The sequence below is a fragment of the Methanobacterium subterraneum genome, assembly GCF_002813695.1.
Classification (GTDB): domain Archaea; phylum Methanobacteriota; class Methanobacteria; order Methanobacteriales; family Methanobacteriaceae; genus Methanobacterium; species Methanobacterium subterraneum.
In genome coordinates this window covers 2436630-2449802 of the sequence record NZ_CP017768.1, presented here as the reverse complement: position 1 = coordinate 2449802, position 13173 = coordinate 2436630, and the positions used below count along the sequence as shown (strand labels likewise).

The window sequence follows — 13173 nt, the reverse complement described above, 5'->3', positions numbered from 1 at the left end:
CTGTTTTAAAATTTATGAGATAAATTTGTATTAAATTTTAGCCAGGACTGATATGACTCTGGTTAAACTTTTATGCATTCTTATGTGGTGCTGTTCTATTATTTTAAATTTTGTACCCTCCAGCACCCCATCCAGATCCAGATAATGAGGGGTAGCCAGGCACATATGGCCATCTTCCTTAAGTAATTCCTGTAAAGATTGCATTGATTGTTGATATAGATCCTGACTTTTCTCTCCACGGGTTGATGCAGATATACCATAGGGAGGATCGGTTACTATGGCATCAACCTTACTGGGAAGTTCCAGTTTCCGGGCATCTTCCTGGAAAACCTGATAATCATGAATTCCACAGTGCTGAAGGTTTTCTATACTTCCTTTTACCATTTTATAATCTATGTCAGTCCCTATGACCCGGGCTCCGATGATTCCTGCTTCAATAAGTATTCCACCCGTTCCACAGAAGGGGTCCAGCAATGTTTCACCCATTCTTATTCTGGTTAAATTTACCATGCCCCGGGCCAGTTTAGGACTCATTGATCCCGGATAAAAAAATGGTCTTTTATGGGGTTTTAGGTCAAAGAAGTGTTTTTTAGATATTTGACCCATGCGTTGTCCCACAAAGGCTTTGCCATTTATTAAAACAGTTCTAATGAAAGTGGAAGGATTCTCCAGATTTACCCTTATTTCTGAGGCCACATTGTCTTTGATAATACTTCCCATTTCCCATTCTAGTTTTGAAGTGTTGAAGTGGGATTTTTTATCCATTTTTTTAACACGGACTGCATAATCCGATTTAACAATATTATCCCATGGATATTCTTTAGTTTTGCCCAATAACTGCTCTTCATCAACCTCTATAAGAATTTGAAATACTTCATGAGTAAAAGAGAGTCTTTTAATTATCCCTGACATGTTTTCTGGAGATTCTAATGGAATTTCCAGGATTAAAAGTCCTTCCTGTTTTTCTTTAATGTAGTATTTTATCCCCTCGCATTCTAAAACTGCTCTCACCTCTGCCAGGGGAAGAGTGGGGTGTTCCTTGGATAGTAATAGAGCTATTTCCATAGGCTGGATATCCTCCAGGATAGCATTTTAGGCAGAATAGAAAAAATAATACCCCTCTTGAACATTTCCTTAACCAGAGTGGATTGGGTGTCTATATCCCCATAATGGGAGATAATATCTTCTGCACCTTCCTGTTTCAGTTTTTGGAACATATATTCCAAATTATCATCATTGAGGGATTTGAATATCTTGTGTACCATTAACTGTACTTTCAACTCTTTTTTGAATCGTTCCTGGTACTGTTTATTATAATCAGTAAGTATTTCCACATTATCAACTTCCAGTGCCTTTGAAACTGCCCTTGATGCTATTTCTGCACTGGTAAATCCCATAATAAGACCACCGCCAGTGGTAGGTTTAACCTGGGATGCCGCATCACCCAGTAGAATAACCCTATCTTTAACCAACTGCTTGTGAGGATCATGTCGGGGTATAACTCCATAATACTTCTTTAAAATGGTTGCTCCTCTAAGTTCAGAGCGTTTGTTCAATAGTTCGTTGAGAATTATGGTTAATTGCTGATAATTGGCATCAGCAAATAGTCCCACCCTGGCTGTGCTTTCAGATAAGGGTATAACCCATAAAAACCCGGGGGATAATCTAGAATCAACATAAAGATGGACAAAATTTGTCTGAAACCATTTTTCACCCACATCAATTAGGTATTGGGCGGCCTGGAAAGACTCTGCTAGGGGGTTAAAGGTACTTGAAACAATTGATGAATGTCCATCGGCACCAACCACAACTCCTGCTGATATTTTGGTTTTTTCCTTATTTTTAAGATTTATAACCCCATTAACTGAATCTATCTTCTCAACCCCATGATTTAGGAGGATTTCCGCTCCAGAATCTTCTGCAAGATGAGCTAAAAACTGATCATATTTTACTCTGTCCAGAACGTATGCTTCTGGTTTTCCTTTACTAACCGAAAGTACCGTATCTTCCGGCGAGTGGAGAAATCCTCCGTGAACTGGGTTAATGATGAATTCATTGGGCAAAACATTTACTTCTTTGATTCTTTTACCCACCAGGCCTGCGCACTGAAGTGGAACACCAATTTCCTTCTTTTTCTCAAGGATGGCTACTTCAAAGCCTTTTTCAGCCATTATTCTGGCGAATGTTGAGCCCACTGGCCCGGCACCTACCACTGCCACGTCATAGTTTTTCATGTCAATCTTAGATTATGAGTTTTATTTAGAGTTTATTTCTGTAATTCAAAATAGGTAAAATTAAAATTATGAAAAATTGGGAATAATCAGAATTCTACACCTATTCCTGGGCATATCACTCCAATATTCACCAGACTATCTTTTAAACTTTTGGTCGTATTCTTCAATAATGGATTTTTGGGATGTTTTACTTCGTAGGGGTTTGAAATCCACTTCTTCACCCCCCATAAGCCGGTCAATTATGTCTTCCACTTCCCGTGGATTGGGAACATCTTCCAGGAGGATATTAGTGTGTTCATGACCTCCATAAATTTCTATGTCTCCCGCTGAGAATATCCGGTCCATGATACCCTGATAGACATCAATATCCTGGATCTTATTGTAATGTATGTATGATTTTTTCCGCCTGATCAATCCTTTTTTAATGATCACTCTTTGGTTGGTGAGCTGATACTTCTTCTTCTTCCACAAAACCACATCCAGGATTATGGATAACATTAACAGAATCATAATCAGCACAAGAATGTAGAAAGTAGCTTGAATCAGGGGGAGTTGCACCATCTGCACTAAATATTCTTGTAGATTTATTGCTACTGCCATTATACTCCTGAAAAAGTAAAATATCAGTAATATGATTATTAATTTAAGAATGGTTGATTTCAGGTTGGCCAAAAATCTGGGTCGGGTCTGGAATACTACCCTCTCCCCTGGATTTGAATTATTCTTTCGGTTAAACATTGTATTTATACCACCATTCCATGAAAACTTTTTTCATCTTTACAACTATCATAAATACTTTTTAGGGTAGTATAAACTTCACAATCTAAATAGTTTATCTGTATTCGGGAACTAATGGTTAGGTAATGATAAAGAAAAGGATCCTGATCCAGGAAACCAACATATTACTTACAGCCGATGTTGAACCCCCATATCTACTTAGTTTTATCACTAAGTGTAGGGAAGAACTGAAAAGTTACATTCGAATGAATCCAGGATTCCAAACAAGCCTGGAACCCTTAAAAATTGTTGAAACTCCTTTAATAGTGAAGATGATGGGAGATGCGGCAAGTAAAGCTGGCGTAGGACCTATGGCTGCTGTGGCGGGGACAATATCCCAACTCACCCTGAATTTTCTACTGAATCACGATGCCCAACATGCCATAGTGGATAATGGGGGAGATATTGCCCTTAAAATTAATAAAGAAGTGATAATGGGATTATATGCTGGTAGTTCATCCCTTTCTGGGAGGATCGGTTTTAAGATCAAACCCCGAAAAAAAGCTATGGGAATTTGCACCTCATCCGGGACAGTGGGGCATTCAATTAGTTTTGGCCAGGCAGATTCCGTTACTGTGTTTGCTTCTTCGGCCAGTGTTGCCGATGCCCTGGCTACATCCATTGCCAATGGGGCCACTGGCCAGGGGGAGGTTGAGTTGGTAGAGAATTGCCTGGCTAAAGCCGAAGAATTTCGGGAGCACCTTAGGGGTGTTCTGGTGGTAGTGGGAGAATCAGCAGGGACAGTTGGTAAAATCCCGGATCTGGTGGAAACTGATAAAAAAGTAGTTTTAGGGGATCTTTTCGATGTTTATTGATTTTATATTAAAATTAGATTTAACCTAAAATTAGAAAATACACTAAAATTGAGAAGAAATTATTTTCATTAATTTTAAGGGAAAAATATAGGGAGCTATGGTAAGTATAAATTCCGTCTTGGATCCAGATTTTGCTAGGAGCCAAAAATTGAACTTAATGTGATTTCTAAAGACCAGATAAAGGCATGACTTTTATTTGTTCACCTTTTTCAATAATTTCCACATTCTTGGGAACTTCAAAGTAACCATCAGCCTCAGCCAGGGCAGTTATTGCACCAGAATCCTTTAATATGGGATCTGCAATATCTTCTTCTATTTTCACCAGGACATAATGGCTTCTTCCCCGGGCAGAGTGATATCTCCGGGATAATGGGAGCAGGAATCCATCTCTTTTTTCCATGAGTTCTTTAACACCGGCAATCTCCCTTAAAAAGGGGGCTACGAATCCGTGGAAGATCATTAAAGCAGATACTGGGTATCCTGGAAGTCCAAAAAGAACCACATCAACATTTTCGCCAGGTAAAGTTCCAATCAAGGTGGGTTTACCAGGCTTTACTGAAATTCCATGGACCAGAACTTCCCCCATATCTTCAACCACCTGACTTAACACATCCCCTGCACCAGCTGATGTTCCTCCCGAAGTTATTATAATATCAGCATTTTTATATGCATTAATTTTATTTTTTAAAGACTTATAATCATCTTTAACTATATTGGAAGCTAATGGTACGCATCCGCATGATTTAACTGCGTTAGCTAAGGATTCTGAGTTAATGTCGTATAACTTCCCATGTCGAAGATCTTCATCAGGCTTTATCAGTTCATTCCCCGTGGAAATTACTGCAACAGTTGGTTTTGCAAAAACTGGAATTTCTTTCAACCCCATTGCACTTAAAGCCCCTATTTTATCCGCGGTTAGAAGGGTGCCCAGTGATAGTAAGAATTTTCCCTTTTCAATGTCAGATCCCCTGAGGGCCCGGTTGGTTCCGGGAGTAACTGCTTCCAGTATTTCCACTCTGTTTTCCCGGATATCAGTTACTTCAACCATTACCACAGCATCAGAGCCTTCTGGCATAGGCGCACCGGTACCCACTTCACTGCAAGTTCCCTTTTTTATTTTTTTAGAAGGCACATCTCCTGCTCTGATCTTCTCGATCAATGTTAAAGTAATTGGGTCATCCTCGGAAGCTCCGAATGTATCCTGGGCACGGACAGCATATCCATCCATTGATGCTCGGTCAAAGGGAGGCAGATCAATGGTGGAGTAAACATCCCCCGCCAGTACTCGTTGATGAGCATCACCCAGATTAACTGTTTCAACCCTTCGTCCAATGTTCAGGGAGCCTATAATTTGTTTCACATCATCTGGATCCATTAGATCTAAAAATTCTTTACCCATGACACAACCTCATAACTGGATTTGAAAGTATTTCTGTCATTTATATTATTTTTTTTATAGATAAACCCATCCCTAGATTAGTATAATTCATTACTCATTAAAAGGGCATAATCTGAATCAATTAATTAAAAGGAATTATGAATTTAATGGCTAAAAATAAATTTTTTTGGGCGAATTTTATAAATGAATCAGCCTATACTTAAAATTCAATCAGAAAATTTTAATGCTTTTAAATAAAATAAGGAAATTATTTAATATTACAATAAAATAAGGATTTTTCAGGTTCATGTAAGTTAATGGAGAGATCACTGTCTCTCACGGCAAACTTACATTAATAGAATTAGGAGTAACTTTAGAAAAATTCAAAAAACCGTTGCGAGACTTCCATATGAACTTACCCATATGCAGTGGATTAATACTCTGACGGTTAATATTATTTAATTTTAATGTTTAACTCCTCTTCCTCTTTTGTTTCCGGGTTTTGCATGTTTTGCTCTAGTTCTTTTTTTAGTTCCTTTCACTTTTGCCATTTTCTCAACTCAACTCTAATTTTTCTTAAATCAATTTTAACATTATAAGGTTTTTACTAATTAGAAGATTAGTATACAAGTTAACTTAATTTATGCCAATTAATATCCAGATTAACAGATATTTTTTTTGGTATCTAATTAATATAACTTATATAAGTTCTCAATTCTTCCATTAAAGTAATTTTCCATGGATATTTTTTTCGTTTAATGTATTAATTTAATATTCGAATTAAATTCACCGGAATTTCACAGTTTACACTGTCTTTTTATTCTATAAAAATCATATCTTAATTAAACATTATTTTTAGTTGAAAAATTGAATTTAATATTTAAATAAATGATTTATATTAATTATTAAATCATCAAACATATTATATTCCATTAGTGGGATATGATTAACATTCAATTCATTTAAGATTTCTTTTCAAAAAAAACCAAAATGCTCTTTTTTATATACATCAAAACACTAATATAAAAAAGAAGGTTAAATGATCATTTAGTAATGCCAATTAGTAACCAGTATTTAGATATAATCAAAAATTGGAAAATTTCCAACACATATCAAAATAAATTCAGTGATACTAATTATAATCAGATATTGATCTTTTATCTATTATCATTCTTAATAAAAGGAGGAGAGTATTTGAGTAGAGGAAATAATCGCGGTCCACAAACACATGAAGTACGAAGGGTAAGGTCTCCTAGAAGGGGAGAAATACCAGGAGTAGTTGAACAGATCATGGGGCATGGTAAACTTAAAGTGCGCTGTGCCGATGGTAAAATAAGGCTTTGCCGTATTCCTGGAAAAATGAAAAAAAGAATATGGATAAGGGAAGGAGACGTTGTTTTAATTAAACCATGGGCTTTTCAGAGTGATGAAAAAGCTGATGTTATCTGGAGATATACCAGAACTGAGTCAAACTACTTGGAACGTCGCGGATTCCTCAAACTATAATCCAATGTTCATTAAAAATGAACATACTCATTTTTCAAAAGGAAAAAGACTTCCATTGTAACTTGAATCGTATTTTTAGAAGGATTAACTGCGAAATGAATTTTTAGCTTTTACGAAAGTTATGAATTTATTTCATTATTTTATTCCATTTGACACATAAAGCACAGTTATACATCCATTGATTCGAAACTTTGAAATAACAACTCTAAATGAATATAATGATGTGTTCTTTATGGAATCTCCAATAACCAAATCAGACATCAACCTTCAGAAGATGAGAGAAGTTAAACGCCTGAAGAGTGTGGAAGATAAACGAGTGGGTAGTGAAGTTTTTGATAGGATTACCCTCAAAACCCTGTATAAACTGGCTAATCAAGGGTATATCCACCTTTTAAATGGTGCTATAAGCACCGGGAAAGAGGCGAATGTTTTTAAAGGCACCGATTCTGAAGGTAAAATAGTTGCAGTTAAAATCTACCGGGTCACCACATCGGATTTTAAGAAAATGCAGTACTACATCCAGGGAGACCCACGTTTCAATGTTAGAAGCAATAGTAAACGTCAGCTAATTAATAACTGGGTTTTAAAGGAATTTAAAAACCTTAACCGGGCAGCTGAGGCAGGAGTACGGGTTCCTAAACCAATAGTTGCCAAAAACAATGTACTGGTTATGGAATTCATTGGTGATGATAATGGTAGCCCTTCACGCTTAATGAGGCAGTCAAAAATTTCCAACCCGCAATACGTTGCTGACAAAATAATAGATTATGTTAAAAAGCTTTATAATGATGCAGAACTGGTTCATGGGGACCTGTCTGGTTTTAACATCCTTATGCAGGAAAATGAACCAGTGATAATAGACTTGTCCCAAGGTTTAGTGGTTGATCATCCCATATCATTGGAGCTTCTAAACCGGGATATAGAGAACTTAATTAAAGATTTTAAAAAAATGGGTATTGAAATATCCCATGATGAGATTAAAAGAAAGATTATGGATTTATGAGGATAGAAAAGTATATCTTAAAGGATAACGTAATATCATTAGGAATCGAGGTGAAATTTTGCCCAACACAGAATATCTGAAAATCCCAAAGGAAAGAGTGGGAGTACTTATTGGACCACACGGAAAAACCAAAGAGATCATTGAAAAAACCACCGAAACATGTATTGATGTGGACAGCGAAGCCGGAAGCATAGCCATATCCCCACAAGATGATGCTAAAGACCCATTAGCAGTATGGAAAGCTCGCTTCATGGTTAAAGCCATTGGTAGGGGTTTTAACCCCGAGATAGCCCTTAAACTAACTGATGATGATGTGATGCTGGAAATCATCAACCTACCCGATTATGTAGGGAAATCTAAAAAGGCTATTTTAAGGCAAAAAGGCCGTATTATTGGTAAAGACGGTAAAACCAGAGACATCATCACTGAAATGACCGGGACCTATGTTTCCATCTATGGTAAAACTGTTTCCCTAATTGGAGAGATGGAACACTTGCAAATTGCCAAGGAAGCCGTGGAGATGATCCTGGATGGTGCCCGTCACAAAACAGTTTACTCATTCCTGGAACGTAAAAAACAGGAAATGAAATTAAGAGAAATAAAAATGGGCCCACCCATTTAATATTAAAATATACACCACGTTGATAATCAACAGACATAACAACTAAAATAAAATCCATTCAAAATCAGGATGGATTATTAATAAATTTTAAAGGAGGCATAGTTTGGAGCGAGAAGCAGCTGAACTATTTGAGGAATTTAAAGAACTTACTGCATCAGAATTTTTCAGAAGAAACAAACAGATGCTGGGTTTCTCCGGTAAAATCCGGTCCCTGACTATGGTATTCCACGAACTCATCACCAACAGCCTGGATGCTGCAGAAGAGGCAGGAATACTCCCTGAAATAAAAATAGACCTCAAACGTTTAGATAAAGATCATTACATACTTAGACACACCGATAATGGACCTGGAATCCCCGAGCCATTCATTACCAAGGTATTCAGTACCATGTTCGCCGGTTCCAAGTTCAGGAACATCCAGTCGCGTGGTCAACAGGGATTAGGGTGCAGTGGATGTGTTTTATTATCACAAATGACCACTGGTAAACCAGCCAAGGTTATATCTGGTTATCAAGAGGGTGACCGGCTTAAAGGAGTTGAAATGACCTTTAAGATGGATGTAAAAACTAACAAAGGGCTGGTCTTAGAAAGGAAAGATGTGGAAGTGCAATCCACCGGGGTTTCCCTTGAACTGCACTTTAAAGATGTCTCCTATTCCCTCTCAGAACAGGGAGCCTACGAGTACATCCGCCGGACCATGATCGCCAACCCCCATACCAAAATCACCTTCCGAGACCCCACCGGACATAAATACATCTTCAATCGTGCCGCAGACATCATCCCACCTTTACCTAAGGAAGTACTCCCCCACCCTAAAGGAGTTACTGCTGATGACTTGATATTCATGGCCAAACATACGGATAAACGCCGTTTCAGAAGTCTTTTAACCAGTAATTTGTCCAGGATGTCCACCAAACGGGTGAATGAGATCCAGGAGATCACTGGTATTGACCTTAACAAACGTCCCAAGGACATGAAATGGGAGGAAGCCGAACAGATCGTGGAAACCTTCGCCAAAATGGATTTCATGGCACCACCCACCTCTGGTCTCATACCCATAGGTAAAGAACAGATAGAAAAGGGAATTAGGGAGATTTTAAATCCGGAATTCGTGGCCACCACCACCCGGAAGCCAAAAACATTCCGTGGAGGTGTTTCCTTCATCATAGAAGCAGGTATTAGCTATGGTGGAGATTCTGGAAGAATGGTTGGTGATCAGAGAAAGGCAGAGATCATGCGATTCGCCAACCGGGTTCCACTGGCCTTTGACCAGGGTAGCTGTGCCATTACCGAAGCCCTTAAAAGTGTGGACTGGAAACGTTACGGTATTAGAGACTTGGATAACGCCCCGATAACTGTTTTTGTGAATATCGTTTCCACTAACGTACCTTACCTTTCCACTGGTAAGCAGAGTGTGGCCCCAGAGCCAGATATTCTCCATGAGGTCCGTCAAGCCACCATGAAGATAGCCAGGAGCATGCAGAAATATATACGTGCTAAAAAAGCTGCAAAAGAAGAAGAAATGCGTTCAAAGATCTTTGAAAACCTGGTTCCAGTTATAATCCGTGAGGCAGCAGTGCTTGCCGAGAAAGATGTTCCAGAATACGATGTAGTGCTAGCTAAAGTTACACGCAGATCAAAATACGAAGGCGTGGTTCAAGATGAATAAGAAAGATATTGCCGTTAACAAACTCAAAAGCCTGGGCGATATAATACTGGAAGATGTCCAACAGAACAACGTCCCAGCAATTAAAGTTCCCTCCCGAGGAACATCCAACATAGTCTACGATACTGAAAAACGTTACTACGTACTGGGAGATCGTTACGGGAAACGATCCCTGGGTAATGTTAAACAAATCACTAAAATAGCCCAGATGGTTTACGTTGCCAACTTCTGCAAGGACCTGGTCCGCCGTAACAAAACCGCCACTTTAAGGGAGATGTACTACGTCTCTGAAGGATGGGACGTAGATTTTGGAGACCAGCAGGAATCCAACATCGTGGGCGAAGACTTGGAAGTTACCCTGGGAATGACCCGTGAAGATCTGGGCCTCATGCCTGAAGAAGACGGGGCATCAGTATACGGTAAAATCACTATGCAGGAAGATGATGTGGAGATCAACGCCCTGAGATCTGGTAAATCCGGTTACACCATATCACCCACCATAGATGATGTGCAATTCGTTGACCATGATGTGCGAAGAGTTATTGCCGTGGAAACCATGGGGATGTTCCACAGGCTGGTACAGGAAAATGCTTACAAAAAATTTGACACTCTCATCGTGGGTTTGAAAGGCCAGGCCGCACGTGCAACTCGTCGTTTTCTTAAAAGGGTTAATGAAGAGCTTAACCTCCCAGTTTACATTTGTAACGACGGAGACCCATGGGGATTCCACATCGCCATGGTTATCATCAGTGGGAGTGCCAAACTGGCCCATGTGAACCACCAGCTGGCAACACCAGATGCCCGGTTCCTAGGGGTTACCGCCTCGGATATCATCAACTACGATCTTCCCACCGACCCCCTTAAAGATATTGATGTTTTAAGGCTTAAAGAACTCTCCAAGGACCCCCGTTACAAGGATGAACACTGGCAGGTGGAGATCAAGAAGATGCTCAAGATCGGGAAAAAAGCAGAACAGCAGTCCTTCTCTAAGTACGGACTGGAGTACGTGGTTGACACATACCTACCTGAAAAACTCGATGCAATGGAATAAACACTCCAAATCAAATCAGTCTTTTAATAAAAAAAGGCTGATACTAAATTTTTTTTCTTTTTCCCAGGAATTTATTCTGTTTTCAATCTTTAAATTAATTTAAAGCTTTATATTACTACAATAATAGATTATAGTTATTTTAATTGACGAATAATCCCTATGGTCCTTGTATATTTTCAAAATTAATATCATAAAATTTATTATATTCCAAAAAAGAAAGATAGAATTAATATAATACTATAACGGGGATTTTATTATGAAAAGCGTAGGGATAAACGGATACGGTACTATTGGAAAAAGAGTAGCAGATGCAGTCGCCTGTCAGGATGATATGCAGATCGTGGGAGTAACCAAGAGAACTCCTAACTTTGAAGCCCAGATGGCAGTGGAAAAGGGATTCCCACTCTATATAAGTGCACCGGAGAGAGAAGGATTATTTGAAGATGCAGGAATAAAAGTAACTGGAACCATTGATGATCTCTATGATAAAGTGGATGTTATGGTAGACTGCACGCCTGGAGGAATAGGTGCTAAAAACAAAGAAGTTTATGCTGAAAAAGGAGTTAAGGGTATATTCCAGGGCGGTGAAAAACACGAGCAGATTGGGAAATCTTTCAACTCATTTGCCAACTACCAGGATAACTGGGGTGCAGACTACGTAAGGGTGGTTAGCTGCAACACCACTGGTCTCTGCCGAACATTAAAACCAATAGATGATCTTTGTGGTATTAAAAAGGTTAGGGCAGTTATGGTACGCCGTGGAGCTGACCCTGGACAGGTTAAATCTGGCCCTATAAACGCCATCGTTCCCAACCCTCCAACTGTGCCCAGTCACCACGGCCCAGATGTGCAGACCGTGATGTACGACCTGGACATAACCACCATGGCTCTACTGGTACCCACCACCCTCATGCACCAGCACAACCTCATGGTGGAACTGGAAAATACACCCTCGGTGGATGATGTAATCGATACCCTGGAAGCAACCCCCAGAGTCATTTTAGTGGAAGCCGAGAAAGGATTAGGTTCAACTGCGGAGATAATGGAATGTGCACGGGATTTAGGTAGGTCAAGAAGTGACTTATTCGAAATAGCGGTGTGGAAAGAGTCTCTAAATGTCAAGGACGGTGAACTCTTCTACATGCAGGCCATACATCAAGAATCAGATGTGGTCCCTGAGAATGTGGACTGTATCCGTGCCATGCTGGAGATGGAAGAAGACCCGGCTAAATCCATTGAAAAAACCAATAAAAATATGGGAATAATGGTATAACTCTCAATTCCACCATATTTTCTCATTTTTTTAATTTTAATTAATTAAATTAGTATTTTCACTAGTTTTATTCCATTTTATAATAATTCAAAATAAAAAAACTAATATGAATCACAGTTATTAACCGGTGGCTATGCAAATGAAATTTGACCTCCACACCCATACCAAATACTCTTCTGATGGAATTATAGAACCTGAAAAGTTAGTTAAAACTGCTATAAAAAGAGGATTATCTGGAATAGCCATCACTGACCATGACACCCTTAATGGATCTTTAAGGGCAAAGGAATACAAAACTGATGACCTTGAGGTTATTGTTGGATCAGAAATAAGTACAGAACGTGGGGAAGTTATTGGCCTATTTTTGTCTGATGAGATTAGATCCCATATATTCCAGGAAGTGGTGGAGGAGATTAAGGAGCAGGGCGGGATTACAGTTCTTCCCCACCCCTTTGATGGTATTCGAAGGAATGGTATTAATCCTGGGAAAAAGGATATTAAATTGGTAGACTGTGTGGAAACCTTCAATTCACGTTGTTTACGTCAAAAATACAATAATAAAGCCAGTCAATTTGCCAACGCAAATGGTTTAACTATGGTTGCAGGTAGTGACGCTCATTTTGCCAGTGAAATTGGCAATGCAGGGATCATCACTTGTGAAGAAAACGTGAGAGAAGCACTCATCAAAGGGGATTTAACTGTTTTCGGAAAAAAATCATCCCTAGTTAAACTGGTAGTTACCAAGATGGTAAAAACCTGGCGGAGTACTCTTTAAGATTAAAAAAACTTTTAACAAAAAATAGACCCCATACTTTTTTCTTTAACCACTCTTCTCCTAATTTATTTTT

12 protein-coding genes are annotated in these 13173 nt (G+C 38.9%); 8 read left to right on the top strand and 4 right to left on the bottom strand.

All coding sequences use genetic code 11. From position 1 onward, the window contains the following. Positions 1-30: 30 nt before the first annotated feature. The 3 genes from BK009_RS11950 to BK009_RS11940 all read right to left on the bottom strand — a co-directional run bounded on the left by BK009_RS11950 (position 31) and on the right by BK009_RS11940 (position 2972). A complete protein-coding gene (locus BK009_RS11950; protein ID WP_100909663.1) occupies positions 31-1065 on the bottom strand; it encodes a TIGR01177 family methyltransferase in 1035 nt (344 codons plus the stop codon). After that, the gene (locus BK009_RS11945; RefSeq protein ID WP_100909662.1) at positions 1056-2234 is read right to left on the bottom strand and encodes a geranylgeranyl reductase family protein; all 1179 of its coding nucleotides are present in this window, start codon (positions 2232-2234) and stop codon (positions 1056-1058) included. Before BK009_RS11945 ends, BK009_RS11950 begins: the two co-directional genes overlap by 10 nt. Before the next feature lie 135 nt (positions 2235-2369). Then, entirely contained in the window at positions 2370-2972 is a 603-nt protein-coding gene (locus BK009_RS11940; protein WP_100907448.1) for a PH domain-containing protein, read from the bottom strand. Positions 2973-3097: 125 nt separating this feature from the next. Here BK009_RS11940 and BK009_RS11935 point away from each other — a divergent pair, with 125 nt between their 5' ends. Next, positions 3098-3826: a UPF0280 family protein gene (locus BK009_RS11935; protein WP_100904822.1), complete on the top strand. Its 729-nt coding sequence runs from the start codon at positions 3098-3100 to the stop codon at positions 3824-3826. 166 nt (positions 3827-3992) lie between these two features. On the opposite strand, the gene BK009_RS11930 is transcribed toward BK009_RS11935, so the two are convergent. After that, positions 3993-5225, bottom strand: coding sequence for a molybdopterin-binding protein (locus BK009_RS11930; RefSeq protein ID WP_100909661.1), 1233 nt, complete (start codon positions 5223-5225; stop codon positions 3993-3995). Between the two features lie 1173 nt (positions 5226-6398). Between BK009_RS11930 and eif1A the strand changes: the two genes are divergently transcribed. The 7 genes from eif1A to BK009_RS11895 all read left to right on the top strand — a co-directional run bounded on the left by eif1A (position 6399) and on the right by BK009_RS11895 (position 13100). Continuing rightward, positions 6399-6710 (top strand): translation initiation factor eIF-1A, encoded by a 312-nt coding sequence (gene eif1A / locus BK009_RS11925; protein WP_100904824.1) that lies wholly within the window; start codon positions 6399-6401, stop codon positions 6708-6710. 232 nt (positions 6711-6942) lie between these two features. Then, entirely contained in the window at positions 6943-7713 is a 771-nt protein-coding gene (locus tag BK009_RS11920; protein ID WP_100907447.1) for a serine protein kinase RIO, read from the top strand. Between the two features lie 58 nt (positions 7714-7771). Further along, on the top strand, positions 7772-8335 hold the full coding sequence (locus BK009_RS11915; protein WP_100904826.1) for a KH domain-containing protein: 564 nt from the start codon (positions 7772-7774) through the stop codon (positions 8333-8335). 103 nt (positions 8336-8438) lie between these two features. Beyond that, positions 8439-10004, top strand: a complete 1566-nt coding sequence (gene top6B, locus BK009_RS11910) for a DNA topoisomerase VI subunit B (protein WP_100904827.1) — start codon at positions 8439-8441, stop codon at positions 10002-10004. Next, the gene (locus BK009_RS11905) at positions 9997-11052 is read left to right on the top strand and encodes a DNA topoisomerase IV subunit A (protein WP_100904828.1); all 1056 of its coding nucleotides are present in this window, start codon (positions 9997-9999) and stop codon (positions 11050-11052) included. The genes top6B and BK009_RS11905 overlap by 8 nt, the downstream gene beginning before the upstream one ends. Positions 11053-11308: 256 nt before the next feature. Then, positions 11309-12325, top strand: a complete 1017-nt coding sequence (locus tag BK009_RS11900; RefSeq protein ID WP_100904829.1) for a phosphorylating glyceraldehyde-3-phosphate dehydrogenase — start codon at positions 11309-11311, stop codon at positions 12323-12325. Between the two features lie 139 nt (positions 12326-12464). Then, on the top strand, positions 12465-13100 hold the full coding sequence (locus BK009_RS11895) for a PHP domain-containing protein (RefSeq protein WP_100904830.1): 636 nt from the start codon (positions 12465-12467) through the stop codon (positions 13098-13100). Positions 13101-13173: the final 73 nt, after the last annotated feature.

Coding starts and splice junctions, on each gene's coding strand:
- BK009_RS11935 (WP_100904822.1), top strand. CDS start 3,098: ATGATAAAGAAAAGGATCCTGATCCAGGAAACCAACATATTACTTACA.
- BK009_RS11900 (WP_100904829.1), top strand. CDS start 11,309: ATGAAAAGCGTAGGGATAAACGGATACGGTACTATTGGAAAAAGAGTA.
- BK009_RS11930 (WP_100909661.1), bottom strand. CDS start 5,225: ATGGGTAAAGAATTTTTAGATCTAATGGATCCAGATGATGTGAAACAA.
- BK009_RS11945 (WP_100909662.1), bottom strand. CDS start 2,234: ATGAAAAACTATGACGTGGCAGTGGTAGGTGCCGGGCCAGTGGGCTCA.
- BK009_RS11940 (WP_100907448.1), bottom strand. CDS start 2,972: ATGTTTAACCGAAAGAATAATTCAAATCCAGGGGAGAGGGTAGTATTC.
- BK009_RS11950 (WP_100909663.1), bottom strand. CDS start 1,065: ATGGAAATAGCTCTATTACTATCCAAGGAACACCCCACTCTTCCCCTG.
- BK009_RS11895 (WP_100904830.1), top strand. CDS start 12,465: ATGAAATTTGACCTCCACACCCATACCAAATACTCTTCTGATGGAATT.
- BK009_RS11905 (WP_100904828.1), top strand. CDS start 9,997: ATGAATAAGAAAGATATTGCCGTTAACAAACTCAAAAGCCTGGGCGAT.
- BK009_RS11920 (WP_100907447.1), top strand. CDS start 6,943: ATGGAATCTCCAATAACCAAATCAGACATCAACCTTCAGAAGATGAGA.